General features: G+C 35.5%; 23 protein-coding genes. 8 read left to right on the plus strand and 15 right to left on the minus strand.

Features of this window, described 5'->3' with window-relative positions:
• Window positions 1–5 precede the first annotated feature (5 nt).
• From dxs to GQ590_RS00380, 10 genes are all read right to left on the minus strand, one after another.
• Window positions 6–1,862, minus strand: coding sequence for a 1-deoxy-D-xylulose-5-phosphate synthase (gene dxs, locus GQ590_RS00335; RefSeq protein ID WP_160405848.1), 1,857 nt, complete (start codon window positions 1,860–1,862; stop codon window positions 6–8).
• A gap of 27 nt (window positions 1,863–1,889) precedes the next feature.
• Window positions 1,890–2,759 carry a (2E,6E)-farnesyl diphosphate synthase gene (ispA, locus tag GQ590_RS00340; protein ID WP_202112814.1) on the minus strand — a complete coding sequence of 290 codons (870 nt, stop codon included), beginning with the start codon at window positions 2,757–2,759 and terminating at the stop codon, window positions 1,890–1,892.
• Window positions 2,752–2,997: an exodeoxyribonuclease VII small subunit gene (xseB, locus tag GQ590_RS00345; protein ID WP_160405850.1), complete on the minus strand. Its 246-nt coding sequence runs from the start codon at window positions 2,995–2,997 to the stop codon at window positions 2,752–2,754. Before xseB ends, ispA begins: the two co-directional genes overlap by 8 nt.
• Window positions 2,998–3,108: 111 nt before the next feature.
• Window positions 3,109–4,464 (minus strand): DNA recombination protein RmuC, encoded by a 1,356-nt coding sequence (gene rmuC / locus GQ590_RS00350; protein ID WP_160405851.1) that lies wholly within the window; start codon window positions 4,462–4,464, stop codon window positions 3,109–3,111.
• 2 nt (window positions 4,465–4,466) lie between these two features.
• A complete protein-coding gene (epmA, locus tag GQ590_RS00355) occupies window positions 4,467–5,441 on the minus strand; it encodes an elongation factor P--(R)-beta-lysine ligase (RefSeq protein ID WP_160405852.1) in 975 nt (324 codons plus the stop codon).
• Between the two features lie 62 nt (window positions 5,442–5,503).
• Window positions 5,504–7,864, minus strand: a complete 2,361-nt coding sequence (gene mdoH / locus GQ590_RS00360) for a glucans biosynthesis glucosyltransferase MdoH (protein ID WP_160405853.1) — start codon at window positions 7,862–7,864, stop codon at window positions 5,504–5,506.
• 24 nt (window positions 7,865–7,888) lie between these two features.
• Window positions 7,889–9,451: a glucan biosynthesis protein G gene (locus tag GQ590_RS00365; protein WP_160405854.1), complete on the minus strand. Its 1,563-nt coding sequence runs from the start codon at window positions 9,449–9,451 to the stop codon at window positions 7,889–7,891.
• Between the two features lie 14 nt (window positions 9,452–9,465).
• A complete protein-coding gene (locus GQ590_RS00370; protein ID WP_160405855.1) occupies window positions 9,466–10,128 on the minus strand; it encodes a hypothetical protein in 663 nt (220 codons plus the stop codon).
• Between the two features lie 204 nt (window positions 10,129–10,332).
• Complete coding sequence (locus tag GQ590_RS00375; protein ID WP_160405933.1) at window positions 10,333–10,575, minus strand: YecH family metal-binding protein; 243 nt, start codon at window positions 10,573–10,575, stop codon at window positions 10,333–10,335.
• Between the two features lie 190 nt (window positions 10,576–10,765).
• A complete protein-coding gene (locus GQ590_RS00380; RefSeq protein WP_160422521.1) occupies window positions 10,766–12,754 on the minus strand; it encodes an exoribonuclease II in 1,989 nt (662 codons plus the stop codon).
• Window positions 12,755–12,846: 92 nt separating this feature from the next.
• On the opposite strand from GQ590_RS00380, the gene GQ590_RS00385 reads away from it, so the two are divergent.
• Window positions 12,847–13,596 (plus strand): alpha/beta fold hydrolase, encoded by a 750-nt coding sequence (locus GQ590_RS00385; RefSeq protein ID WP_160405857.1) that lies wholly within the window; start codon window positions 12,847–12,849, stop codon window positions 13,594–13,596.
• A 21-nt stretch (window positions 13,597–13,617) separates the two neighbouring features.
• Here the strand turns inward: GQ590_RS00385 and GQ590_RS00390 are convergent, their stop codons facing one another.
• Genes GQ590_RS00390 through GQ590_RS00405 form a run of 4 tightly spaced genes read right to left on the minus strand, consistent with a single transcriptional unit; the run spans window position 13,618 to window position 15,415 of the window.
• Window positions 13,618–13,947 carry a prepilin-type N-terminal cleavage/methylation domain-containing protein gene (locus GQ590_RS00390; RefSeq protein WP_160405858.1) on the minus strand — a complete coding sequence of 110 codons (330 nt, stop codon included), beginning with the start codon at window positions 13,945–13,947 and terminating at the stop codon, window positions 13,618–13,620.
• A complete protein-coding gene (locus tag GQ590_RS00395) occupies window positions 13,940–14,380 on the minus strand; it encodes a DUF2509 family protein (RefSeq protein ID WP_160405859.1) in 441 nt (146 codons plus the stop codon). The genes GQ590_RS00390 and GQ590_RS00395 overlap by 8 nt, the downstream gene beginning before the upstream one ends.
• A complete protein-coding gene (locus GQ590_RS00400) occupies window positions 14,364–14,927 on the minus strand; it encodes a prepilin peptidase-dependent protein (protein WP_160405860.1) in 564 nt (187 codons plus the stop codon). Before GQ590_RS00400 ends, GQ590_RS00395 begins: the two co-directional genes overlap by 17 nt.
• The gene (locus GQ590_RS00405) at window positions 14,921–15,415 is read right to left on the minus strand and encodes a prepilin-type N-terminal cleavage/methylation domain-containing protein (RefSeq protein ID WP_160405861.1); all 495 of its coding nucleotides are present in this window, start codon (window positions 15,413–15,415) and stop codon (window positions 14,921–14,923) included. Before GQ590_RS00405 ends, GQ590_RS00400 begins: the two co-directional genes overlap by 7 nt.
• Window positions 15,416–16,074: 659 nt before the next feature.
• Here GQ590_RS00405 and dapD point away from each other — a divergent pair.
• From dapD to yqfB, 4 genes are all read left to right on the plus strand, one after another.
• The gene (gene dapD, locus GQ590_RS00410) at window positions 16,075–16,899 is read left to right on the plus strand and encodes a 2,3,4,5-tetrahydropyridine-2,6-dicarboxylate N-succinyltransferase (RefSeq protein ID WP_160405862.1); all 825 of its coding nucleotides are present in this window, start codon (window positions 16,075–16,077) and stop codon (window positions 16,897–16,899) included.
• 93 nt (window positions 16,900–16,992) lie between these two features.
• On the plus strand, window positions 16,993–17,484 hold the full coding sequence (locus GQ590_RS00415; protein WP_160405863.1) for a YajQ family cyclic di-GMP-binding protein: 492 nt from the start codon (window positions 16,993–16,995) through the stop codon (window positions 17,482–17,484).
• Between the two features lie 256 nt (window positions 17,485–17,740).
• Window positions 17,741–20,023 (plus strand): beta-glucosidase BglX, encoded by a 2,283-nt coding sequence (gene bglX, locus GQ590_RS00420; RefSeq protein ID WP_160405934.1) that lies wholly within the window; start codon window positions 17,741–17,743, stop codon window positions 20,021–20,023.
• Window positions 20,024–20,066: 43 nt separating this feature from the next.
• A complete protein-coding gene (yqfB, locus tag GQ590_RS00425; RefSeq protein WP_160405864.1) occupies window positions 20,067–20,375 on the plus strand; it encodes a N(4)-acetylcytidine aminohydrolase in 309 nt (102 codons plus the stop codon).
• 718 nt (window positions 20,376–21,093) lie between these two features.
• On the opposite strand, the gene GQ590_RS00430 is transcribed toward yqfB, so the two are convergent.
• The gene (locus tag GQ590_RS00430; protein WP_160405865.1) at window positions 21,094–21,279 is read right to left on the minus strand and encodes a hypothetical protein; all 186 of its coding nucleotides are present in this window, start codon (window positions 21,277–21,279) and stop codon (window positions 21,094–21,096) included.
• 360 nt (window positions 21,280–21,639) lie between these two features.
• Here GQ590_RS00430 and trxB point away from each other — a divergent pair, with 360 nt between their 5' ends.
• The 3 genes from trxB to cydC are packed head-to-tail and all read left to right on the plus strand — an operon-like array spanning window position 21,640 to window position 25,952.
• Window positions 21,640–22,593, plus strand: a complete 954-nt coding sequence (gene trxB, locus GQ590_RS00435; protein WP_160405866.1) for a thioredoxin-disulfide reductase — start codon at window positions 21,640–21,642, stop codon at window positions 22,591–22,593.
• Window positions 22,594–22,608: 15 nt separating this feature from the next.
• Window positions 22,609–24,324, plus strand: coding sequence for a cysteine/glutathione ABC transporter permease/ATP-binding protein CydD (cydD, locus tag GQ590_RS00440; protein WP_160405867.1), 1,716 nt, complete (start codon window positions 22,609–22,611; stop codon window positions 24,322–24,324).
• Window positions 24,318–25,952, plus strand: a complete 1,635-nt coding sequence (gene cydC / locus GQ590_RS00445; RefSeq protein ID WP_160405868.1) for a cysteine/glutathione ABC transporter ATP-binding protein/permease CydC — start codon at window positions 24,318–24,320, stop codon at window positions 25,950–25,952. The genes cydD and cydC overlap by 7 nt, the downstream gene beginning before the upstream one ends.
• Window positions 25,953–26,074 lie beyond the last annotated feature (122 nt).

Genomic DNA, 26,074 nt, shown 5'->3' on the forward strand with positions numbered 1-26,074 from the left:
TTAACCTATTGATTCATAAAATTATTAATTTTATCGATAATGTGTTTGTGATCTAGCCCTATTTCTTGTCTTATCTCACTTTGAGATCCTTGAGGAATAAACCTATCAGGGAGTCCAATATTTAAAACATCACATTTTATTTTTTTCGATAACAGATATTCACCGACGCCGCTACCAGCACCACCTTTAATACTGTTTTCTTCAATGGTGACAAGTATATTATGAGTTTGGCTTATGTGCAAAAGGACTTTTTCATCAAGTGGCTTAACAAAACGCATATCGATGACTGTAGCATCAATTTGCTCAGCAGCTTGTAAAGTTTCTGAAAGCAAAGCGCCAAAATTTAGTAAAGCGATATTTTTTCCTTGCCGACATAATTTAGATTGCCCTAATGGAATGGCAGTTAATGGCATAAGCTGTGCGCCACTGCCTTCACCACGAGGATAACGCACTGCAGCAGGTCCATGATGTAAATAGCCTGTGTAGAGCATTTGACGGCATTCGTTTTCATCGCTTGGGGTCATGATAACCATATTGGGTACGCAGCGTAAATAACTTAAGTCAAATGCGCCTTGGTGGGTTTCGCCGTCGGCGCCAACAATACCTGCACGATCGATGGCAAACAAGACAGGTAAGTTTTGAATAGCAATATCATGAATTACTTGATCATAAGCGCGTTGCAAAAAAGTTGAGTAAATAGCAACAACAGGTTTTAGCTCACTAATAGCAAACCCTGCGGCAAGGGTTACCGCATGTTGTTCGGCTATTGCAACATCAAAAAATTGGTCAGGATAACGATTAGCAAACTCAGTCATGCCCGATCCCTCACTCATTGCCGGCGTTATTGCCATTAAACGTTTATCATTTTGCGCTATTTCGCATAACCAATCCCCGAATACTTGCGAATATGTTGGGGCAACTTTTTGGGTAGTAGGTAATATGCCATCATTGGGATTAAATTTTGGAACACCATGCCATAACGTTGGGTCTTTTTCAGCAGGCGCATAGCCTTTGCCTTTTTGGGTAATAACATGTAGCAACTGTGGGCCTTTTAATTGTCGAACCCTTTGCAGGGTTGCAACTAAAGCATCAATATCGTGCCCATCAACAGGACCAATATAATTAAAACCAAGTTCTTCAAATAAAATAGCTGGGGTGACTAAGCCTTTTAGGTGCTCTTCTGTTTTTTTTATGAGTTCTTTTAATGGTGGAATATTTGCTAGCACACGCTTGCCACTTTCACGAAAAGAGGTATAAGCTTTACTTGCTAATATTTGAGCTAGATGTTGTTTAAGTGCACCAGTATTTGCTGAAATTGACATATCATTGTCATTTACAATCAATAGCATATCGGGTTTAACATGACCAGCATGATTCATTGCTTCAAATGCCATACCGGCAGTTAATGCACCATCACCAATAATGGCCGCCACTTTTTGCCCTGATCGTTTTTTTTGTTCGCTAATTGCAATCCCTAATGCAGCACTGATCGAAGTTGAAGAATGACCAGTGGTAAGCACGTCATATTCGCTCTCATTACGATGAGGAAACGGGTGCAAACCGCCTTTTTGGCGAATAGTGAGCATTTGATCTCGACGGCCTGTTAATATTTTGTGCGGATAAGCTTGGTGCCCTACATCCCAAATGATTTTATCAAACGGCGTGTGATAAACATAATGCAAGGCTGTTGTTAATTCAACCACACCTAATCCCGATGCTAAATGTCCACTTGATTGACTAACGCACACTAGTAAATATTGCCTAAGCTCTTGACAAATAGCCGATAACTGTGACTGAGGAAACTGCCTTAAGTCCTTGGGTGAGTTTATCTGTTTTAACAAAGGATAATTATCTAAATTCATTATGTAATGTTATTTTTTAATTAGCTGTTAGCTATTTCGATTAATAATAAAACCAGCCAGTTCTTGTAATGGCTGACTATTATAAGGGATTTGTTTTAGGCTATCGATAGCTTGCTGATAAAGTTGTTCGGTGAGTTTTATTGCGTTATCAAGTCCAATTAATGCTGGATATGTGCTCTTTTCATGGACAAGGTCTGACCCTTTTGGTTTGCCCATAATAGATTGCTCACCAATGATATCTAAAATATCGTCTTGAATTTGAAATGCTAGCCCAATTGCTTCGGCGTAATGATCAAGCATTAGGCAATAAGGTTTTGCGATTTCACCACATGCGAAAGCGCCTAAACGGATGGACGCTTTGATTAATGCTCCAGTTTTATAACAATGTATTTTTTGCAAATGTCCAATATCAATTTGTTGATGTGTCGCTTGTAAATCTAGTGATTGCCCAAGGCACATACCAGTAACACCACTAGCATGAGCAAGCTCGGTTATCATATTAATTTTAGCCTCTGCATCAATGAACTTACTTTTTGCCAACAACGAAAAGGCTAAACTTTGCAAAGCATCGCCAGCGAGTATTGCTTGCGCTTCACCAAATTGGATGTGGCAAGTTGGTTTGCCTCGGCGTAAATCGTCATTATCCATGGCAGGTAGGTCATCATGAATTAATGAGTAAGTATGAATAGATTCGATAGCTGCTGCGGCTTCGTCTAATTTAGAAAGTGGGCAATTAAACATTTGTCCTGTTAAATAGACTAAAATAGGTCGAATTCGTTTTCCACCAGCTAGCAAGCTGTACTCCATTGCTTGTTGAAGTTTGGATGCCTCAATTTGTGAAATGCAGGCAGTCAAAAACGAATCAATTCGTTGTTGTAATGGTTTTAAACTATTCATTATCATCAATTAAGAATTCTGACAGTTCGGCGTCACTATTTTCAGATAATAAGATCTGAATACGTTGCTCGGCTTGTTGTAACTGTTTTTGTCCTGTTTTTGCTAATTTAATTCCTTTTTCAAACTCACTTAGTGCTTCATCTAATGGAAGATCACCATTTTCTAGTTGAGCTACGATAGTTTCAAGTTGCTTAAGTGTCTCTTCGAAACTTGGTTCTTTGTCTTGTTTTTTGGCCATATTCAGTTCCTCTTTATATTCGATGAGTATACACTTATTTCAAATAATCGTGAATCAAGGCTTTTACTTATTTACTACAATATAATACCACAATGCAATTTGCTAATTGACTTATTGATTCTCATCTTTTTTGCTAGTTGACTCTTCCATTGAAAGTGCGGCGATATCTGGATTAATCGGTTTTTTAACTTCGATACCCATTTCACGGAATCGTTCAATTTGTCCAATAACGTTGCCTCGGCCTTTTGATAATTTATTCATGGAGTTTAGATAAGTTTGTTGTGCTTTGTCTAAACAACTGCCTAGGTTTTCCATATCCTCAACAAAGCCACGCATTTTGTCGTATAGTTTGCTTGCTCTATCAGCAATTAGTTCGGCATTACGATTTTGATACTCAAAGCGCCATAAATTGTGGATAGTTCGTAATGCAACTAACAAGGTGGTTGGGCTGACTATCATAATGTTATTTTTCAATGCATCGTTAATTAATGCGGGATCATTATCGATTGCACTTAAAAATGCTGGCTCGACAGGAATAAACATCAAAATATAATCTAATGAATTAATGCCAATAAGTTTATGATAATCTTTTTGACTAAGCTGTTTTAAATGAGTGCGGACCGCAGCTAAATGTTCAGTTATTGCTTTTGCTTTGACGATTTCGTCATCACTGTTAAAATATCGCTCATAGGCGACTAAGGTGACTTTGGAGTCAATAACCACATCACCACCTTGCGGTAAGTGAACAATGACATCAGGTTGCAACCGTTGATTACTTTCGTTAGTTAAATTGACTTGTGTTTCGTACTCATAACCTGACCGTAATCCAGAATTATCTAAAATTTGGCTTAAGATAAATTCGCCCCAGTTTCCTTGGGTTTTGTTATTGCCTTTTAATGCATTGGTTAGATTCGTTGCCTCTTTGCTCATTTGTGCATTAAGCTGTTGCAAATTGCGAATTTCATGGGTCAATGTGTGGCGCTCTTTAGCCTCTTGCCCAAAACTATCTTGAACTTGCTTTTTGAAGCCTTCTAACTGTTCTTTAAGTGGTGAAAGTAAAAAATCAAGGCTCTGTTTATTTTGTTGCTCAATCTTTTTACCACTGTGTTCAAAAATGCGATTAGCTAGGTTTTCAAATTGAGTGGTAAGTCGTTGTTCACTTTGTTCTAGTATAGTTTGACGTTCTTGTGTTGCACTTAATGTTTCTTCTAAGCGTGTTTTGAGTTCGCTAATTTTGACATTTTGCGCCAAATTTTGTTGTCGATACAGTGCTAACTCATGCTCTAACTGTTTTACTTGTGTTGTTAGAGCTTGGCTTTCTTCCTTTTTTTGCAACAATTGCAGATCAAACAGTTGGTGTAAATTATTAATCGTTAGTTGAGACTTTATAATTAACACCAATAAAATTAAGGCAATAATGCCAATAATAATGGCAAACCACCCACTTAGTCCTAAAGTGCTAAACATGATTAAGCCCTTTCAAAAGTAAATGAAATGACATCATCTAAGTTGTTGCTCTCTAGGGCGAGCATAATTAAACGATCTAATCCTACAGCAACGCCAGCACAATCTGGTAGTCCTGCTTCCATTGCGGCTAGTAACTCAATATCAATATTTTGTGTAGGTAGATTTTGGTTAGCACGATCTAAATTATTTTGTTCAAAACGCATACGTTGTTCTTGTGGATTAGTGAGTTCTTTAAAACCATTGGCAAGTTCAACACCTTTATAATAAAACTCAAAACGGCTAGCAACACGATGATCTTCTGAGCTGATAGCGGCTAATGCGGCTTGTGATGCTGGAAAGTTAAATACTGCCACAGGTTTATCTTTGCCTATATAAGGTTCAACGCCAAAAGTGAATAAACATTGGAGTAATCCATCTTTATCATAACTATCTGTATTAATCTCAATATCGAGTTGTTTTGCTGCATTGATTAAAGTTGCATGATCCGCTTCTAAAGGATCGATATTAAGGTGACGTTGAAATGCCTTTTGATAAGAAATTCGTTCAGCTGGTTCACAATCTAGAATGGTTTGTAATAAGTCATCTACCTCATTGATCATTTGCATCATATCAAATTGAATACGATACCATTCAAGCATAGTAAATTCGGGGTTATGATAACGGCTAGCTTCTTCATGATTGCGGAAGCATTTGCATATTTGATAAATAGGACCACTACCAGCAGCTAGTAAACGTTTCATATGGTATTCAGGGCTAGTAATTAATGACATTTTTTGCCCTTGTTGTTCGCCAAGTTCCCCAGGTTTTAAATATGTCGTGTGGAAAGAGCTTAAATATACGTCTGTTACAGCATATTGGCTTAAGGTCGGCGTTTCAACTTCTAATATACAGCGATCAGCAAAAAATTGCCGTACTTGAGAAGTAATTTTTGCGCGCTTAAGTAAATTATTAATAGATGCAGAAGGTTGCCAAGTCATAAAAAATATCCATGGAATTTGATTATTACTAAAAAAAGAAAATAGGGCAAAAGCCCTATTTTTTATTGTTGACGCTCATTTTGCCATAAAGTGAATAGATTGTCGTATTTTTCTTGCTGTTGCCAAATATGACGATGTAAAGTTGAAAGAATGATAGGATCTTCTAAAATCGCTAACTGCTTTTCTTTACTTATTTTTTCTAAATCTATTTGTTGATACTGAGCAATAAGCTCATTGCGTTTTTGTTGGTTTTTATCATTAACTCGATGCCGTGAAGTTGATAATGCACAAGCAAGCGCATTGTAGATAGGATCGACTAACGCCATCACAAAACCGTGTTCAACAAAAGATGCTTCAGTTTTTATTAAATATTCACCGGTAAGTGTGACAGCTTTTGCTGGATGAGTTTCTTCTGGTGTTAAAAATAACCCTAACTTTTGGGCTTTCAAACCAATACTTGAAAGTCCTGATACTCTAATCACTAAAGGGGAAATAGTTAAAGGTATTAATATGGCAATATACCAATAAGTAAATTGTGGATTTAACCAGATAATCACCCATAACCACACAATACCTAATAATGACAGTGGCCAACAAAAATAAAATGATTCACCCCATGTTAACGTATCGTCGCTTCGAGAGGGTGATTTCCATTGAATTTTGCTTCCCATCCATGCTTTAAGTACAAATTTACTATGAAAGATCATGCGTATCGGCGCTAAGATCATTGACCAAATCATTTCAATAAATATTGATAATGTTAATTTAAAAATGCCACCAACATCTTTTGCACCAGTTCGAGCGATAATAATACCGTAGCTGAAAAATTTAGGGGCAAACAGTAAAACCATTGTGGTTGATAATAACTCAATGGCTAATTGTTCATCCCACCTTGGCCAAGTTGGATAAAATTGGTTTGGTTGGAAAAAATATTGAGGCTCCGAAATATTAAATACCAATAATAATAGTGTTGAAAATATTAAAAAAACTAACCACAATAATGATGAAATATACGCCATACCACTGGTTGCAAACATGACTCGGTGTGTTAATTTTATGCCGCTTTTAAACATTAGTCTTAGATTGATTAAGTTACCCATACACCAGCGGTTATCGCGTTTTAGGTCTTCAATCATATTACCAGGTAGTTCTTCGTAACTACCATTGATGTTATAAGCAATCCAAACGCCATAACCAGCACGGCGCATTAGTGCGGCTTCAACCAGATCGTGCGATAAGATATGTATTGGACCTTTTCGTTTTTGCAGTGGTGATAATATGCAATGCTCAATAAAAGGTTTTAGGCGAATCATTGCATTGTGTCCCCAATATTGTGCTTCGCTTAGTTGCCAAAAGTGTGTGCCAGCGCAAAATATATCACTATAAATCTGGTTGGCAAATTGTTGAATACGGCTATAAAGTGTCGTCATTCTGACCGATTTTGGTGGTGATTGCAAAATGCCGGCTTTAGGATTCATTTCCATCATGGCGATCATTTTTAATATACAATCGCCCGTCATAATGCTGTCAGCATCAAGGATCATCATATATTCATATTGATGCCCCCAACGACGGCAAAAATCATCAATATTACCGCTTTTACGTTTTACTCGGCGTTTTCGATGACGATAAAAAATATTGCAACCATTTTGTTGTTTTGCCGCATTAAAATCGGCCCATGCTTTAAGTTCGTTAACATAAAGATCGGGATCATTTGTATCACTTAAAATATAAAAATCACAACAAGCTGCATGGCCTGTTTCGACCAAGGATTGATAAGTTGCTTGTAATCCCGCAAACACGCGAGCGACATCTTCATTGCAAATTGGCATAACAAGTGCGGTTCGATGTTTTGCGTCGATATGTGATGCTGGGTCCTTAGGAATAGCAATAGTGTAACGGTCTTTACCCATTACCGCTAATATTAGTCCCATAATGCTAGTCCAAAAGCCGATCGAAATCCAAGAAAATAAAATAGCAAATAAGACAATAATTGCAGCTTGTATGATGTAAGGTATTATACTGTAAATAGCTAATTCAGGATTGATATCCCAATTAGCCATAAAATTGATTTTTTGCCAACTCTGATAAGGTAATAAGGAAGCAAGATAAGTGGTTCCGTAATATGTTTGTACAGCAATAAGAGCAAACATAATAAAGCGACGAATAATGGCAAGAATATTAATGCCATGCTTTGACTTGGCTATATAGCGCTGATTCCAGATTTGTGGTTGAATTGAAACACGGTCAACTTCTGGGTAGCTTGGCTGCTGTCTTCGCTCATCGATAAAAGAAGATGTATCACCAATTTGATTTAGACGATATTTTAAAAAATCGACATCATCAGGCGATATTGCACTGTTTTCTGATTTCTGACGCCAAAGCTCAGCGTCAGAAAGATTGGCAAAGTAATCTTTTTTCATATTGTTATCATATCATTATAATGATTATTGTGTGGGATATTGCCCACTCCACGTTTCAGAAATGACTTTATTGCTTTCTTGCGAAGCGAGTTGTACGCGAATATCGGTTGCTTTTTTATTGTCTTGAACATTAAAGCGAACAATAACTCGCCAACCTTTAATTTCAGGGTTGTATTGAGCTTCAGAACTTAATATAGAGCCATTATTAATACTTGAAATCACTTTTACTGGTAATTTTTCTGATAGCTCAGGACCCGCAAAGTCGATTACATAGGCATTAGAACCATCAAGTTTACGAATCAAATTGGCTTGTTTGATATCACCAAGCGATAAACGCGTACTAACTGCTCTTGCAACATCGTTAGGGTAACGCTTATTTTCATTTAATGAATAATGTAAGCGATATTTAATATTGAGCACATCACCTGCTTTGTATTGTTTTTCAGGTACCCAAAACGCAACAATATTGTCGTTAGTTTCGTCAGCAGTAGGGATTTCTACTAATTCAACTCGGCCTTTTTCCCAATTTCCTAAAATTTCAGTCCAGACGCTTGGTCGTTTTTCATAGTGATCATCAAGATCTTGATAATCATCAAAGCCTTTATCTCGCTGAATTAAACCAAATGCTTTTGGATTTTCCAAACTATAAGATGAAAACGATAAACGTTTAGGATTATTTAATGGACGCCAGATCCACTCGTTATTATTAGCTAAAATTGACAGACCATTAGAGTCATGCATTGCAGGGCGATAATTTAATAATGGTGAAGGTTGATTCGGCCCAAATAAAAACATACTGGTTAATGGTGCAACACCTAATTTTTTTACTGAATTACGGAAAAAAATTTTCGCTTGCACTGTGACAGTTGTATCAACACTTGGAACCAGTATAATTTTATAAGCACCAGTGACACTAGGTGAGTCGAGCAAAGCATAAATAACTAAGTGTTTTTGATTGGCTTGAGGTCTTTCAATCCAATACTCTTTAAAACGCGGGAACTCTTCACCCGACATTTCGCCGGTATCAATGGCAAGTCCTCTAGCGGAAAGACCATAGTGTTGATCTTTACCTACAGCACGAAAATAGCTACCTCCAAGAGCTGAAAATATTTCATCATCAGTTTTTGTTGGATTATTGATTGGATAATGGATTTTAAAGCCAGCAAAGCCAAGATCTTTATTTTCAAGTTTATCAAGATTGATTTGGCTTAAATCAAAATAGCTAGGGTCATATTGGATTGGATTAACTTGATTATCAACAACTTCATTGATTTTTATTGGAACATCAAAGTACATGCCTTCATGATAAAATTCAAGCTTAAAACGGCTTTTTCTATCACCCCAATAAGCTTTTTGATGATTAAATAGAATTTTTTGATAATCCGCAAATTGTAAAGAGGCCAATTCATTGGGAATATTTTTAGATGGCTGAACGTAACTTTTTTTTGATAATTTTTCAGCTTTTTCAATCACATCATCAAACGAAAAAGCCCACGAAGAAAAGCTAATGCAAGAAACGCAAACCACACAAAGCGCCTTGTAAATTAGTTTTTTATTAAACGAATTATTGGGTAATAAATTGTACATAAAGACTCGCATTATTATCTAAAAATATTAGAGTAGTTGATAATATTATCTTTTGGGTTATTCAAGCATTCTTCAACATAATCAATTTTTATTTCTTGAAGGATGCTAGGGTTTTCTTCGATCAAAAATAGAGAATAGTTATCCTTGGTTATCTTTGTTTGTAAGGATAATATATCTTGAGCAGACATTTTAAATTTCGGTTGAAAATATTGGGTTATTTTATCTGTATCTTTTGTATAAATTGCAGCAATAAAATCAGCCGAAGATTGACAATAGTTTTTAATATTGCTTTCAGTTGCTTTTATTTTGCTTAACTCAATATCATGCTCGGCTTGATTTAATTCAACTGCTTTTTTAAGTTGCATATCATACTTTAACTTATGGTATTCGTTCAGATAAAAACTCAATACACAAGATGATTGGTTCTTATCACCTTGACAGTTTAAAATGCCACGTTTGGTAACATAGTTATCAAAGTTTTTACTACCAACAAATTGAATTAATTTATTTTTAGCATCAACAATGTAAGGGTTATTTACTTCTGTTTGTTGCCTTAATAAAGATATCTGATCTGCCTGTGAAATTGTTTCTTTATTTTTTGTTGAAGAAATTTTGTTTGCACAGCTTGCGACAAGAATAGAAACAATGGCACATATAAGGATATTACTTATTTTCATTTATCAAATTCCATGAGCATATTCTTGAATATAATTTTAAAGCAAATAATTTTATTGTTAATATCATTGCACTATTAGCAACAATAAAATAATATAGCTAACAATTATTGTTGCAAAAAATTATATACTCTTATTATTTCAAAAACACTAGCAGATTAAACTAAATTATAAAAAGCATATTATATATTAGGTACAATTGTTTTTTTAATGTTTACATATTTTTTTGTTATTTACCGTAAATTCAGATTCATGAGCAACAGAAGGTTTAAATTTACCTTTTGCTTTTAAAAAGGCGATAAGTTGCTCAGCATTCATGTCAGACTGAGAACAAGTATGAAACCTTGCATCTGCTCCAAACTTGTCGTTGATAGCATTAAGTAAGGAAGCTTCCGTGTAACTATTTCCGTCCATCATATGCAATACTTCATGTCCATGAATTGACATTATCGCCCCCCAAGTTGTTGTTGATTCAGATTTTAAAATTTATCATTTTGAGCCGTGAAAGATAGCAGATATTTTTAATAAAAAAAAGGGGGGGAAAGATTAAAAAATATTGTTGATTTTGGTTTGACTTGCCCCTGATTTCTATCGGGGCAAGTAGTGATGATAAAATCGGTAAAATTCGGGTAAAATAAGCTTATTTTTCATCCTCATTAGCGAATTTGGCAATGATTGATTGATTTTGGCTTTTAACTTGGCGAATAATAACAGTAACGATATCAGCAAGTTTATAGCACACCTCATCTTTAATTTTGATGGTGCCTTCATCTGGGCATGGTGCGATTTCTTCTTTGATTGAGTGAATCATTGAAAGTGGTACAAACACAAAAGCGCCTATATCGCATAAACGTACTCGTGCACCGCCACGATTAATATCGACAATTTCAGCAGAGTAAGGTTGATCAATTTTATCTGCTAAGTATTGAGCATAAAGATTTTCGGCCATATCACGTTCAGCAAGACGTAACATTTTACGCCTTTCATTCATGCTTTTTAGTTGTTCTTTATCAGGCGATATTAATTCTTGTGAGCGAATATAGGCTTTTATTAATCGATGGTTGACCATATCGCCATATTTGCGTATTGGTGATGTCCATGTTGCATAAGCATCAAACCCTAAGCCAAAATGAGGTTGTGGTTCAATTGAAAAATCCGCAGGACTTTGGAACTTACGAAGTTTGGTAGCTAAAAATGGTACATTGTCGATAATACGTCGCAATCTTACATAACCGTCAAAGGATAATAGTGATTCTTTATCAAATTCAGAAATTCCGTTGTCGTTTAAAAATTTTACAACTTGCTCAATATATTTATTATCAAAGCCTGAATGGATATTAAAAATCCCAAAACCAATATTTGTTTGTAATTGTAACGTTAAAGCCTGATTAGCTAGAACCATGACCTCTTCAACAATATGGTTAGCAATTCGGCGAGTTTGTTTAGTTATTGATTTAACTTGGCGATTCTCATCCAGTTCAAAACAATAATCACCATTATCTTTAAAAACCAATGCATGGTTTTCTCGCCATGTGATACGAATTTTTGCTAAGTCAACTAACCAATTAAGTTGCTGTTTAACTGTAAGATCGTTTGTTGTTAATTCGTCATTATTTTCTAAAAAATCAGAAACATTATTATAAGCTAGCTTAGCCTTTGATTCGATCCAAGCGGGCATAAAGATCGTATCATCGTTAATAATATTGCCCGTATTGTCAATTCGCATTTTACAGATCATAGCTAGCCGCTTTTCATTCGCCTTTAATGAACAGAGTTCATTGGCAAGCTCTTTGGGAAGCATAGGAATATTAAAATCAGGTAAATAAGTAGTAAAATTCCTAGCTTTGGCAATGTTATCAAGTTCGCTATTTTGTGCGATGTAAGCTGTAGGATCAGCAATAGCAACCATTAGTTGATAATAACCCTGTTCATCTTTAGAAACTGCGATGGCATCATCCATATCTTCGGTATTTTCACTATCGATGGTAAAAAAGTGAATATCGGTTAAATCTTGGCGATTATCAAGTTCTGCATCACTGATGGTTAAGGTATCAGCTTGAGGGGCATGGGTTTCTAAATCATAGCGAGCTAAAGTTTTTAGCCAAAGTTGATAAGGTGAATTGCTATCTACAATAAAACGAGTAACCTCGGCAAAAAACTGCTTACTTTCTTTTTGTAAAGGATGAGCAAATAATGTTGCAACAACCCAATCACCTTCTTTTAGTTTTTCACTAACTTGCTCGTTTATTTTGCAACGAATAGCAAACGAAGAGGGCATGTTTTCGGGGTAAACAACCATTGCACGATCTTGAAAGCCTATTTTGCCAATAAATTTTTGTAAGCTGCTTTCGATCAATAATTCAGGCTCAAAAAACTCTTTATCGTTATTACTGATAATTGATCCTGAAATTTTATCGCCATTACAAACCATTTTCATTTTAGCAACAGGGATAAAATAACTTTTTTTATTATCAGTATCTAAAAAACCAAATCCTTTTTCATGAGCCCGAACAATACCTTCAACGCGAGGAGTTTGTTCGTGGAGTTCTTGTTTTAATTGTGCAAGTAGAGGGTTATTTTGAAACATATGCTTAACACTAGTTAAAAAGTTGATATTAAATTCTATCATATTTATGCAAATTATGGTTATTGAATTAATCGGTGATGGTATTGAAAATAGACGTATAATAATGCTACTTAAATAATGAGCTGAATTAAAATATGAAATTAAACTATAAATTACAGGGCGATGGACAACCGATTGTGTTTTTGCACGGGGTTTTTGGTAGTTTAGATAATTTAAATATGCTAGCAAAAGATTTTACAAAGCATTATCAAACCGTGCTAGTTGATTTGCGTAATCATGGACATTCGCCTTGGTCTGATAAAATGGGCTATCAAATGATGGCTGAAGATGTAGCCGAACTTTGTCATGATTTAAAGTTAAAAGAGATAATTCTAATTGGTCATTCTATGGGCGGAAAGGTGGCTTTGCAATTATCACAACTGCTTTCTGATACTATTGAAAAAATAGTAGCAATTGATATTGCACCGATAAAATATCACAGTTCATCTAATGCAATTATTCTAAGAGTATTAACTTATTGCCTTACCAACCATATTACCGATAAAAAAGAGATTATGAATTTAATGAAACAAGCTGGTATTAATGATGCAATCATACTTTTTTTATTAAAGTCGTTTAAAAATGAGAGTTGGTTATTTAATATTCAAGCGATTAATGATCAGTATGAACATATTTGTGATTGGCAAACAATTTCGCCTTGGTTAAAACCCACATTGTTTATTCGGGGAGGCAACTCTTCTTATATTACAAATGAATCTTATCCAGCGATTTTTGCACAATTTCCTAATGCAAAAATTGAAGTGGTTGAAGGGGCTGGGCACAATGTTCATGCCGAAAAAACGCAACAGGTTTTACAACTTCTACATAACTGGTTAGGTGACTAAATGATGTTTAATCGGTAAACATCAATGTAAATCGCAAAAAAAACGTTGTTGTTTGATGATTTGTTTGTTAGGCGTGCTAACTGTTATTTCCACCATTTTACACTCGGTATTATAGATTTTACTGGTGATCTTATATTGCCAACCAGAAGGGATAATTTGATGGTTAGTATAGGGGTAACTGTCAAGTAGCTGAAACGCAATTTTATTGGCACGGAGGTTGTTGGCAAAGTAGCGATGTTTATTAAGTAATGCTTGTTGGTAATTAATAAAACCCAACATAATAATTGAAAATAGTAGTGTTGTTATCATGACTTCGATCAAGCTAAAGCCAGCAAAATGTTTATTATTCACAAAAAATAACCTTTTTTTCAGGGCAGTAGTCAAGCCAGTGGCCTTTTTCGACAATTAATCGATTATTATCAAAATGAGCAAGTGTATATAAAAAGAAATCTTCACCTTCGGCTGCGCCTCGAACTAATACATAATTATCAACTTTTAATAAAGACCGCTTTATGCAGGCTTTTAATTGGTATGTAGGCTCGGTCATACAATGCCAATTGGCTTTAGGCACTTGCCAATTTTGAGTTGTTGCCCAAGTTAACGATGAATTAGCTTGATTAAATTGCCGATAGTATTGGTTTTCCATTAAGATGGCTTTTTGCCATGAGTAAATAAGTAAATTCAAACCAATTAATAACACTAACCCCACAACCATCAAAATGATCACCATTATAATTGTGCTAAATCCAGATGAAGCCGAGGTTGAGTTAAAATCGATTTTCATTTTTGATAATTTCAGTGGTGTGATATTTAATTTGTTTATTTTTTCTTAGTTCTGCCGCAATTGATAACTCAATCGTATCGTGAAGTTGTTTTATTTGAAAGTAGGTAATTTTGATTTCATTTGAATCAAATACGTTTTCCCACTTGTTTCCTAAACAATTTAGCGATCCTGTTCTATAAGCTATGTTGTTTTCTTTATAGCGATAGGTAAAGACATCTGACTTTGTAGGATTGAACTCGTTCCACACCCAAGAATTGCGAATTTCACTGTCATATCGAAGGATAATACATTTCATCTTTTCATTAATTTCAATGGCTTTGGTTGTCATTTTTTTAGGGTCATTAGCAATAAAACCAGCTCGCTTAATATCCTTTTTCATGCCTGCTAACCCAAGGTCTATAGCCTGTTGTAAGCGTGTCTTTTGGTAATATTGCATGTTGTTGGTTTGTAGTTGAATGTAAAAAGATGTCATTCCCATAATAATAAGGCTAGATAATACGATGCTAATAAGCATTTCAAATAAGGAAAATCCAGCTGTTTTTAACATGGTGGTAAGGTAGTTATATAACTGTTTTCTGCACAAAAACGGATGCGCCCAAGCAAGGAAACAAAAACCCTACTGGTACCGATTTTATTTCTTAATTGAAAAGACATTGTTTGTGCTAAGTTACGACGTCCAAAAATCAAAGCATCTTTATTTCTTGATACTTCACTAATTTCAACAGAATTATTTGGTTTCATAAAATAAAGTACGCCCTTGCTGCACGATGAAGGTTTTTCATCACGAGTTATTGCAATGCACCATGGTGATGTAAATTGATGAATAATATAATTTTCGTTTTTGTTGGAGGCTTTTATTTCAACTTCATATATAAAATAAGCGAGTTGCTTAGTTGTCGATGCTAACTCGTTTTGGAGTTGTTGTTCTTTCCAATACTCAACACCAATAGCGGCTAAAATAGCACTAATACAGACAGTTATTAACAACTCCAGTAATGAAAATCCCAAATCTTGCATAATATTGTCTTTGTACATATCACGATACAAGTAGTGTATATTTGAATACAACAACAGCTTATTTGACATGCTAAATTTGTGAGGCATCATCCAAATAAAATATGTTTTTTTCGAAAATAGTTTATTTTTTATTTCAATAAAAGTAATTAGCTGTAGGAACTACTTATATTCATTATTGATTTTTTAGTTTTTTTACTTAAACACTATGCTTTCCTGAAACTTTTTGACAAGAATTGAGTTGTTTGTCTTTGTTTAAATAAAATGAGTGACAACTATCATATCAATCAAAAATTTACCAAGCCTCTGTCCATAAACAAATAGAAAAACAGAAAGTATAATAAGTATGTCAATGGAAAGCGATGTTAGATAAAATGCTTTATGGGTTTTTAGAGGATTATTTAAATCATGAAGTGCAAATAACCCAGTTTTACAAAAAATTAGTTAAGAATTGCATTATGATTGTTCTTTTATTATTGATTTTTATTTGTTTTTTTGTTTTAGTGTTGCTTTGCCATTATTTGCATTTCATCTACCAAAATTTTGATTGTTTTCGATTGGTTTTATATTGTTCTTGACTATCTGATTAAAGCACTTAAAAAGCAGGAAAGATTATATTATACTGTTTACTCATTTATTATTTATTTGCCAACGGACTTATAAGTTAAAGGAAACTTGAGATGCAACAATTACAAACTATTATTGAAGCAGCATTTGAACGACGTGCTGAAATTACACCATCAAATGTCGATACCGTAACTCGTGATGCAATCAATCAATGTATCGCTTTATTAGACAGCGGTAAGATGCGTGTCGCTGAAAAAATGAATGGTGATTGGGTAACTCATCAATGGTTAAAAAAAGCTGTTTTGCTCTCTTTCCGTATTAACGAAAACCAATTAATTAATGGCGGTCCAACTAATTATTATGACAAAGTGCCATTAAAATTTGCGGAATATGACGAATCAAGATTCCAACAAGAAGGCTTCCGTGTTGTGCCATCTGCTATTGCACGTAAAGGGGCTTATGTTGCTCGTAATACCGTATTAATGCCATCTTATGTCAATATTGGCGCTTATGTTGATGAAGGTACTATGGTTGATACATGGGTAACTGTCGGTTCTTGTGCACAAATCGGTAAAAATGTTCACCTGTCAGGTGGTGTTGGAATTGGTGGTGTTTTAGAGCCGTTACAAGCTAACCCAACAATTATTGAAGATAACTGTTTTATTGGTGCACGCAGTGAAATTGTTGAAGGTGTCATTGTTGAAGAAGGCAGCGTAATTTCAATGGGTGTGTTTATTGGTCAAAGTACTAAAATTTACGATCGTGCAACGGGCGAAGTTCATTATGGACGTGTACCAGCAGGTTCTGTGGTCGTTTCTGGTAACTTACCTACCAAAGATGGTAAATATAGCCTTTATTGCGCAGTTATTGTGAAAAAAGTGGATGCTAAAACATTAGGTAAAGTAGGTATCAACGAATTACTGCGTACGATTGATTAATTTTACATTTGCTTTTAAAACCGCCTAACTTTTAGGCGGTCATAATTTTATTTTATAACTATTAAGTTTATAACCATTAGAAGAGGAAAATTTATGCCTTCTTTTGATATCGTTTCTGAAATCCAAATGCCAGAAGTTAAAAATGGCGTTGAAAACGCTACTCGAGAGCTCACCAGCCGTTGGGATTTTAAAAATGTTGAAGCATCGTTTGAGTTAAATGAAAAAAATGAAACGATTAAAGCAACAAGCCAATCTGATTTCCAAGTACAACAATTACTTGACATTTTGCGAGATAAACTTGCTAAACGTGGTATTGATGGTGGTGCACTTGAAATCCCTGAAGAAATGGAGCACAGCGGTAAGCTTTATAGCATTACGGTTAAACTTAAGCAGGGTATCGATAAAGAGTTAGCTAAAAAAATTGTAAAAGCAATCAAAGATAGCAAAATTAAAGTACAAGCTCAAGTGCAAGGAGAACAAGTTCGCGTTACAGGTAAATCACGTGATGATCTACAAGCGACGATGGTGTTAGTTAGAAATGGCGAATTTGGCCAACCATTCCAGTTTACTAATTTTAGAGACTAATTCTTTATTTGAGTAATATGCCGATATTTGTCGGCAATATTATCTTTTCCAAATAGTTATTTACCTTCGTTTTGTAAAGAACTTTAAATAAAATCAAAAGATTAAGAAAGGCCTCATTTGCACCTTATTGCCTATAAAATAAAACTATAGTGCTTTAAAACTTAAACATAAGTAACCTAAAAAACAAGATTTTTTTTGATGAATACGTTATGCTATTTACTTATCTATCCTCTTAATTATAACAATATTCATTATGATGATAAAAAAATTAGCATTATTTTTATTTTTTCTTGTCTTTTCAGGGCTTTTATTGGCGCAGGAATCAAATGGTGATGCAAGCGTAGAAAAGAAAGTCTTTATTGATAATCTATTATCGAAAATGACACTCCAAGAAAAAGTAGGGCAACTGCGTTTAGTGAGCGTTGGTGGTGATCTAACACTACATAAAGTGCTCGATCAAATCCAAGCAGGTGAAATTGGTGGTATTTTTAATACTGTTGTTGAGCCAGATCTTTTTCAAATGCAAGAACGCGCGTTAAAATCTCCTAGTAAGATTCCGCTTTATTTTGGGTTTGATATTATTCATGGTCACCGAACTGTGTTTCCAATTAATTTAGGTATTGCATCAACGTGGGATCGTAGTGCGATAGCTAAAGTTGCTGAAGTATCGGCCAATGAAGCAACCACAGATGGGTTAAATATTACTTGGGCACCGATGGTTGATATTACACGCGATCCAAGGTGGGGGCGTGTGTCAGAAGGATTTGGAGAAGATCCCTATTTGACATCCGAGGCAGGACGAATTTTTGTTGAAAAAATGCAAAAACAATCACTTGCAGATAAAAAGTCTCTAGTTACTACTGTAAAACATTTTGCGCTTTATGGTGCAGTTGAAGGAGGGCGTGAATATAACAGCACGGATATGAGTGAACGTAAAATGTTCCAAGAGTATCTAGTGCCTTATAAAGCCGCAATTGATGCAGGTAGCCGTGCGGTGATGGTTTCGCTTGTGAGTGTTAATGGGATTCCTGCAACGGCAAATCATTGGTTATTAACTGAGGTATTACGTAATCAATGGCATTTTGATGGCGTTGTAGTAAGTGATCATGGGGCGATACGTGAACTCATTAATCATGGTGTAGCTAGCGATCCGAAAGATGCTGTACGTGTTGCGATTAAAGCTGGTATTGAAATGAGTATGAATGATGAATATTTTTTGCAATTTGTACCTGAATTGGTTAAAGAAGGGGCAATTAGCGAAGATGAAATTAACCAAGCTTGTCGTCATGTACTTGAACTTAAATATGATATGGGATTATTTAGTGATCCTAAACGTAATTTAGATCCGACATTAGATATCGACACAATGTTTGCTGATAATCGATTACATCGTGCAGAAGCTCGTGATGTGGCTCGCCGTAGTATTGTGCTATTAAAAAATGAGAATGAGATATTACCGCTAGCTAAAAATAAGAAAATTGCGGTGATTGGTCCATTAGCTGATTCAAAACGTGATATTTTGGGAAGTTGGTCGGGAGCTGGGCGTGCTAATTTAGCGGTAACTCCATTAGAAGGTATTAAAAATGCAGTTAAAAATCCTGAATCAATTAGCTATGCATTTGGTGCCAATCTTTCTGATGATGAAAATTTATATCGATTTCTAAATTTATACGGAGAAACAACTAAATTTGATAATCGACCAGCCGACAAAATGATTGCAGAAGCGGTGAAAATAGCTAAAAAAGCTGATATTGTTATTGCCTTTGTTGGTGAAGCAGAAGGTATGGCTCATGAGTCATCAAGTCGAACAGATCTCTCTTTACCAGCCACTCAAAAACAGTTGCTTAATGCATTGAAAAAAACCGGTAAACCGTTGGTGATTGTTTTAATGAATGGTCGTCCATTAACGTTATCTGAAGAATATGCCCAAGCTGATGCGATGCTTGAAACGTGGTTTTTAGGAACTGAAGGAGGTAATGCTATTGCTGATGTATTATTTGGTGATTATAACCCATCAGGTAAGTTGCCGATCTCTTTCCCTGATAATGTTGGACAAATTCCTGTCTATTACAGCCATTTAAATACAGGGCGACCACGTGGCACTGAAAATATGGGTAAATATACGACGTCGTATTTTGATAGTCCAAATGAGCCGTTATTTCCATTCGGTTTTGGTTTAAGTTATACCAACTTTGCAATGGACTTTTCATTATCAAGTTCTGAAATGAACAAAAATGGCGAAATTATTGTTAAAGTCAATGTTGAAAATATCGGCAATAAAGAAGGCATGCAAACAGTACAACTCTATTTGCAAGATGTAACCGCATCAGTGAGTCGCCCAGTTAAAGAGTTAATTGGTTTTGAAAATATTAGTTTAAAGCCACACGAAAAAGGCGAAGTAGAATTTGTTATTAAATATGACATGTTAAAATTCTGGAATGATAAAATGCAATATGTAGCCGAACCAGGAAAATTTAATGTGTTTATTGGCAGTGATTCAACGACGCAAAATAAGCAAACCTTTACCTTACTTGATTAATAGTTATTAAGTAGTTTGGTTAATTTTAACATAGGATAATGCTGTGCAAAATGATATTACTTTTTATCAACGGTTTAAGTCTGATATTTTATCTGGTTTAAAAGTCATTACCATTCGAGATAGAAGCGAATCACATTTTAAAGTAGGTGATAAACTTCGGGTTGGAACTTTTGAAACTGATGAGTATTTTTGTACTATAAAAATAATTAGTGTTACACCAATAACCCTTGAGCAATTAACAGAAGAACATGCAAAACAAGAGAATATGACTTTGAGTGATTTGAAAAAAGTAATTTCCGATATATATCCTAATGAAATTCATTTTTTTGTAATTCATTTTTCGCTCTTATAAAAAACAAGGCGTATTGTTGATGCGTCTTTTTTATTTTTATAACGTGCAGGAAAACACCAATTGAACTAAACGCTTTATAATCAGTAGCTCAGCCATATATAATGTGCTAAAAAGCCCGATTGAAGTTTTTTCCTTTTAACCTATAAAAACGAACGTTATAACCCCATCAGTTAGGGTATTAAACATCTCGTTAAAATCTAAAAATCCATTGAAGATAAATTAAAACAACAAGCTAAAGGCGATAACAAAACCTATCTGTACCAAATGCTGCATGTTAACAGCAAAGGTTTACCTTTACTTGAAAATCAAACAAAACAGCAAGTTAGAGAATATTTGATTTTGATTATTTATATGATTTTTTATCTTTTTTACATAAACAGGGTGCACTCCTGAAACTTCTTGACAAAAATACTTAAACCTTTGTTTCTTTAAAATAAATATCTATTTAGATAAACTGTGTGATAATCGGTATATTAAGCAAAAACTCACAAGCAAACCAACCAATAGGAAAGCCCAAAGCATGATATGAACTTTGCATTGAGGTATGGCATAATCAGCAATTATTTAGTGATAAAAAAGGTAGAACATACCGGAAGCGTCTGTAAAGTGAACGATGCAGTAATGTCACCAGCAGCCAAAACCTGCCGAAGCAAGTTAGCCATAAACTAACCGCAGTAGCAATCCCCGTCCTTTAGGGCGGGGAAGGATGTCAAAAATATTACTTCATGGATTGATAGATCGCTTCGGCATCCATTGAGGCGGAATCCATAATAAATGAAATACCCGATAAAATATTACCAATCTGAGGATCGCTAACATTTTGTTGTACTGAGTTTAAAATCTCTTGTGCCCAATTAATTTTCCTAAGCACGGCTTCTACGTTATCTTTTGAAGGATTATCCATATCGTTTTCCCCCTTATTTTTGTTAGGATGTAAAGTAAACCGGTAATCAAAAAAAAGATTATCAGATAATAAAAAAATTCTTAAGAAAATGGAGTTAAAAATTAAAGCACATATTTTAAACACTAAAAATAAAAAACTAAAATAACTGTAATTTAAAAAAATAACAAAGATATATAAAGCAATTGAAAATAAAAAGATAACGTAATTTTACTTAAACAATAATTCTTATTGTTATAACCTATTGCTGCAATAACGAATTATTTTGCACGATGAAGATTGATAATGTTAGACTTATCAGCCATAAATTGAGTTAATTTTGCTTAAAATAATCAAAATTAAAAAATAAGTAAGGATTTAAACATGAAAACCAAACATGCACGCCTATTAATACTTGGTTCTGGTCCGGCAGGTTATACTGCTGCTGTTTATGCTGCTCGAGCTAATCTTTCGCCCGTATTAATTACAGGAATGCAACAAGGCGGGCAACTCACTACCACCACCGACCTTGAAAATTGGCCTGCAGGCGCCCCAGATCTAACAGGGCCTGAATTAATGGCTAAAATGCAAGAACATGCCGAAAGATTCAATACTGAAATTATTTTAGATCAAATTGATCGTGTCGATTTTAGCACTAAACCTTATAAGCTTTTTGGTAGTGAAACCGAATATAGCTGTGATGCTCTCATTATTGCAACCGGTGCTTCGGCGCAATATCTTGGTCTACCGTCTGAAGAAGCCTTCAAAAGTAAAGGGGTGTCGGCGTGTGCTACCTGTGATGGATTTTTCTATCGCAATCAAAAAGTTGCTGTCGTGGGCGGTGGTAATACAGCCGTTGAAGAAACACTTTACTTAGCCAATATTGCCAGTGAAGTACACTTAATTCACCGTCGAGACAGCTTTAGAGCTGAAAAAATATTAATGGATCGCTTGGCTGAAAAAGTCAAAGAAGGCAAAGTGATCTTACATACTCATCGTGTTGTTGACGAAGTATTAGGTGATGATATGGGCGTAACTGGCGTTAGGATCCGTAGCACACAAGACCCTAACATAACCGAAGACATCTCGGTTTTAGGTGTATTTATCGCCATTGGCCACAAACCTAATACCACGATCTTTGAAGGTCAACTTGAACTCAATGGCGGTTATATCAAAGTACAATCAGGCACTCAAGGTAATGCAACTCAAACCAGTGCCGAGGGTATTTTTGCTGCTGGTGATGTGATGGATCATGTTTATCGACAAGCTATTACATCAGCAGGAACGGGTTGTATGGCAGCTTTAGATGCGGAACATTATTTAGACAATTTAAAATAAAAAGTAACAATTTACATGTCATTAGATAAAAAACGCCAAACATACCTTTTAGGCTGGCTAAAACAGCAGGCAAAAAAACATAAAAGTGATTTGCGTGCATCAACGTTAACGGGTTTTATGTTAACAATCTTGGTTATAATCCAAGCGGCATTACTAGCCATTATTTTACAAAAACTTATTATTGAGCAGCACCCTTTTGTGGACATTTTACCCTTTTTTGGTGCGCTAATGGCAGTGCTACTAATCCGAGCGGGTTTTGTTTATCTACGCGAAAAAATCAACTTTGCTATAGGTAAAAAAATTCGCCAACAAATTCGGCACCAATTAATTAATCAACTTGAACTATATGGCCCTGCTTATTTAAATCAAACTACCACCGGTGCATCGAGCATCTTGCTGATTGAGCAAGTCGACAAATTACATGACTTTTTCGCCCGTTATTTGCCTCAAATGCGGTTAGCAAGTATGACGCCCATTTTAATCAGTATTGCAATATTGCCATTTAATTGGGCTGCTGCAACCATTTTACTTTGTACTGCGCCACTTATTCCTATCTTTATGATATTAGTCGGTATGGGGGCTGCTGACATTAACCGCCGTCATTTTAAAGCACTGGCTTATTTAAGTGGCCACTTTTTAGATCGCCTAAAAGGTTTAAGTACCATTCGCCTATTTAACCAAGGTGACAGACAAGCTAACGAAATTACAAAAGCCTCGGAAGATTTTCGTATTAAAACCATGCAAGTATTAAAAATGGCGTTCTTATCATCAGCGGTATTAGAATTCTTTACTTCAATTTCAATCGCTGTTGTTGCCGTTTATTTTGGTTTTTCATATTTAGGCGAATTTAATTTTGGTACTTATAATGGAACAGTTACCCTATTTGCGGGCTTTTTTGCGTTGATCTTAGCGCCCGAGTTTTTTCAACCCTTACGGGATCTAGGAACTTATTATCACGCCAAAGCCGAAGCTATTGCCGCTGCTGATAATATCGAAGCATTCTTAACCCCAAAATCTCCTCAACAACACGCTAACGTAGCATTATCAAATATCCCATTTGCTCAATCCTTACAAACCATTGAGGCCGATAACTTAGTTGTAATATCAAACGAAGGACAACCTATTGTTGGACCGTTATCATTTTCGTTATGTGCGCCTTTTAAATTGGCTCTCATTGGAACAAGTGGTGAAGGTAAAACCTCGTTAATGCAGGTTTTATTAGGATTTTTACCTTATCAAGGATCACTCAAAATTAATGGTATTGAATTTAACCAGTTAGATATCAAAACGTGGCAACAACAAATTAGTTGGATCGGCCAAAATCCGTATTTAATTAACGGCTCAGTGCGTGACAATATTTTACTTGGCAAACCAAATGCATCAGAACAAGAAATTGAAGCAGTGATTTGCAAATCGCAATTAACCGAAGTCATTGCCAAATTACCTGCAGGTTTAGAGACACAAGTCGGAGAAGAAGCGGTTAGATTATCCGTTGGGCAAGCACAGCGTGTGGCATTAGCCCGAGCCATGTTAAAACCCTGCCAACTATTGATCCTTGATGAACCAACAGCCAGTTTAGATAAACAAACTGTACAAAACTTAGATCAGCAAAATATCGCCACCAATAGCATCACCATCACCCATCAAAATGACGATATGCAACATTTTGATCAAATATGGCAATTATCACAAGGAAAACTGCATTATCATAACAAGGAGAGTACATGCTAACCACTCTGCGTCCCTATATTGCACTTTACAAACACTATTTTTGGCAGATTTTATTGGGATTATCGCTGTCTATTTTAACCCTATTTGCTAGCGTATTTTTGTTATCATTATCGGGATGGTTTTTAGCTTCTACCGCAGTTGTTGGCGTGGCGGGGTTATATTCTTTTAACTATATGTTACCAGCCGCAGGCGTGCGTGCAGCTGCAATAACGCGAACCGCTGCACGTTATATGGAGCGTTTAGTTGATCACAACACGACGTTTAAACTTCTTTCTTATTTAAGAACCTTGGCGTTTAAAAAAATACTACCACTTAGCACCAACCAACTGGCCCAATACCAAAAAGCCGACTTGCTTAATCGCTTTATTGTCGATATTGATGCGCTTGATCACTTATATCTAAAGCTGTTTTCGCCTATTGTCACTGCTCTTGTAACTATTGGAGTGTTATTTATTGGGTTAGCAAGTATCAACTTACCGATTGCATTAATCATAAGCATTATTCTAACCACTACCTTATTGGTGGTGCCTGTTATCTTTTATCAAGCAGGTAAGCAATTAGGAACAACACTGGCAAAGCAACAAAGTGAGTATCGACTACTATTAGTTAACTACCTACAAGGACAAGCCGAACTTACTTTATTTAATGCACAATCACGCTATCGCGCAAAACTCGATGAACTTGAATCGAGTTGGCTTTACAACCAACAACGCCAATCAACACTAATGGCGCTATCAAGTGCGCTTGTCTTATTAATTGCAGGATTTTTAACCTTATTAGTACTATGGCTAATCACACAATACACCTTATCACCTTTAGTGGCATTATTTGTCTTTGTCAGCCTTGCTAGTGCTGAAATACTCATGCCCATTCCTGGCGCTTTTATCTTTTTAGGGCAAGTACTCACATCGGCTACTCGCACTACCGCTATTTTCAATCAAAAACCTGATGTCCAATTTACAACGCAAGGACAACCAATTGATCTGAAATCGGCTAAATTACAGTTAAACAACATCAACTTTAGCTATCCAAATCAACCTTTTGCGGTATTAACTGATTTTTCCTTAACAGTCAAAGCAGGCGAACATATTGGCTTAATTGGCAAAACGGGTTGCGGCAAATCGACTTTATTAAGTTTAATCACACGTAATTGGGAACCCAATTCAGGAACGATTTTTATTAATGACATACCAATAAATCAACTTGACGACCCCACTCTTCGCCAAACTATTGCTGTTGTTCCGCAAATAATTACTATTTTTAGTGATAGCCTACGGCACAATTTATTAATCGGAAACCAACAAGCAACTGATGAACAACTCATAACGGTATTGCATCAAGTCGAACTCGACAAACTGCTCACCACAGAACAAGGGCTAAACTTACCGCTTGGACAAGGAGGTCGCTCACTATCAGGAGGCGAAATCCGCCGTATTGGCCTTGCAAGAGCATTGCTACATAATTCGCCATTAATTTTAATGGACGAACCCACTGAAAGCCTAGATCAACAGACAGAACAGCAAATGATTCAATTAATAAAACAAACTTGTCACGGTAAAACGTTGCTAATGGTGACACATCGATTGACCGATAATCCGTTGTTTGATCGGGTGATTTCGATGGGATAGTTTATTGTATAATAAAGATGCTAGAGGCTAGCACTATCTAATATCTCGGCTAGGATCAATATAAGATCCAACATTTATCTAACAAATTGAATTTTTGTTTTATCTCAAAAATAAAATACTAA

Source organism: Gilliamella sp. Lep-s35 (assembly GCF_009795845.1).
Classification (GTDB): Bacteria; Pseudomonadota; Gammaproteobacteria; order Enterobacterales; family Orbaceae; genus Gilliamella.

What these genes read in the sequence shown, in the direction of transcription:
- dxs (WP_160405848.1), bottom strand. Translation starts at nt 1,862, where the DNA reads ATGAATTTAGATAATTATCCTTTGTTAAAACAGATAAACTCACCCAAG.
- ispA (WP_202112814.1), bottom strand. Translation starts at nt 2,759, where the DNA reads ATGAATAGTTTAAAACCATTACAACAACGAATTGATTCGTTTTTGACT.
- xseB (WP_160405850.1), bottom strand. Translation starts at nt 2,997, where the DNA reads ATGGCCAAAAAACAAGACAAAGAACCAAGTTTCGAAGAGACACTTAAG.
- rmuC (WP_160405851.1), bottom strand. Translation starts at nt 4,464, where the DNA reads ATGTTTAGCACTTTAGGACTAAGTGGGTGGTTTGCCATTATTATTGGC.
- epmA (WP_160405852.1), bottom strand. Translation starts at nt 5,441, where the DNA reads ATGACTTGGCAACCTTCTGCATCTATTAATAATTTACTTAAGCGCGCA.
- mdoH (WP_160405853.1), bottom strand. Translation starts at nt 7,864, where the DNA reads ATGAAAAAAGATTACTTTGCCAATCTTTCTGACGCTGAGCTTTGGCGT.
- GQ590_RS00365 (WP_160405854.1), bottom strand. Translation starts at nt 9,451, where the DNA reads ATGTACAATTTATTACCCAATAATTCGTTTAATAAAAAACTAATTTAC.
- GQ590_RS00370 (WP_160405855.1), bottom strand. Translation starts at nt 10,128, where the DNA reads ATGAAAATAAGTAATATCCTTATATGTGCCATTGTTTCTATTCTTGTC.
- GQ590_RS00380 (WP_160422521.1), bottom strand. Translation starts at nt 12,754, where the DNA reads ATGATAGAATTTAATATCAACTTTTTAACTAGTGTTAAGCATATGTTT.
- GQ590_RS00385 (WP_160405857.1), top strand. Translation starts at nt 12,847, where the DNA reads ATGAAATTAAACTATAAATTACAGGGCGATGGACAACCGATTGTGTTT.
- GQ590_RS00395 (WP_160405859.1), bottom strand. Translation starts at nt 14,380, where the DNA reads ATGAAAATCGATTTTAACTCAACCTCGGCTTCATCTGGATTTAGCACA.
- GQ590_RS00400 (WP_160405860.1), bottom strand. Translation starts at nt 14,927, where the DNA reads ATGTTAAAAACAGCTGGATTTTCCTTATTTGAAATGCTTATTAGCATC.
- GQ590_RS00405 (WP_160405861.1), bottom strand. Translation starts at nt 15,415, where the DNA reads ATGTACAAAGACAATATTATGCAAGATTTGGGATTTTCATTACTGGAG.
- dapD (WP_160405862.1), top strand. Translation starts at nt 16,075, where the DNA reads ATGCAACAATTACAAACTATTATTGAAGCAGCATTTGAACGACGTGCT.
- GQ590_RS00415 (WP_160405863.1), top strand. Translation starts at nt 16,993, where the DNA reads ATGCCTTCTTTTGATATCGTTTCTGAAATCCAAATGCCAGAAGTTAAA.
- bglX (WP_160405934.1), top strand. Translation starts at nt 17,741, where the DNA reads ATGATAAAAAAATTAGCATTATTTTTATTTTTTCTTGTCTTTTCAGGG.
- GQ590_RS00430 (WP_160405865.1), bottom strand. Translation starts at nt 21,279, where the DNA reads ATGGATAATCCTTCAAAAGATAACGTAGAAGCCGTGCTTAGGAAAATT.
- trxB (WP_160405866.1), top strand. Translation starts at nt 21,640, where the DNA reads ATGAAAACCAAACATGCACGCCTATTAATACTTGGTTCTGGTCCGGCA.
- cydD (WP_160405867.1), top strand. Translation starts at nt 22,609, where the DNA reads ATGTCATTAGATAAAAAACGCCAAACATACCTTTTAGGCTGGCTAAAA.
- cydC (WP_160405868.1), top strand. Translation starts at nt 24,318, where the DNA reads ATGCTAACCACTCTGCGTCCCTATATTGCACTTTACAAACACTATTTT.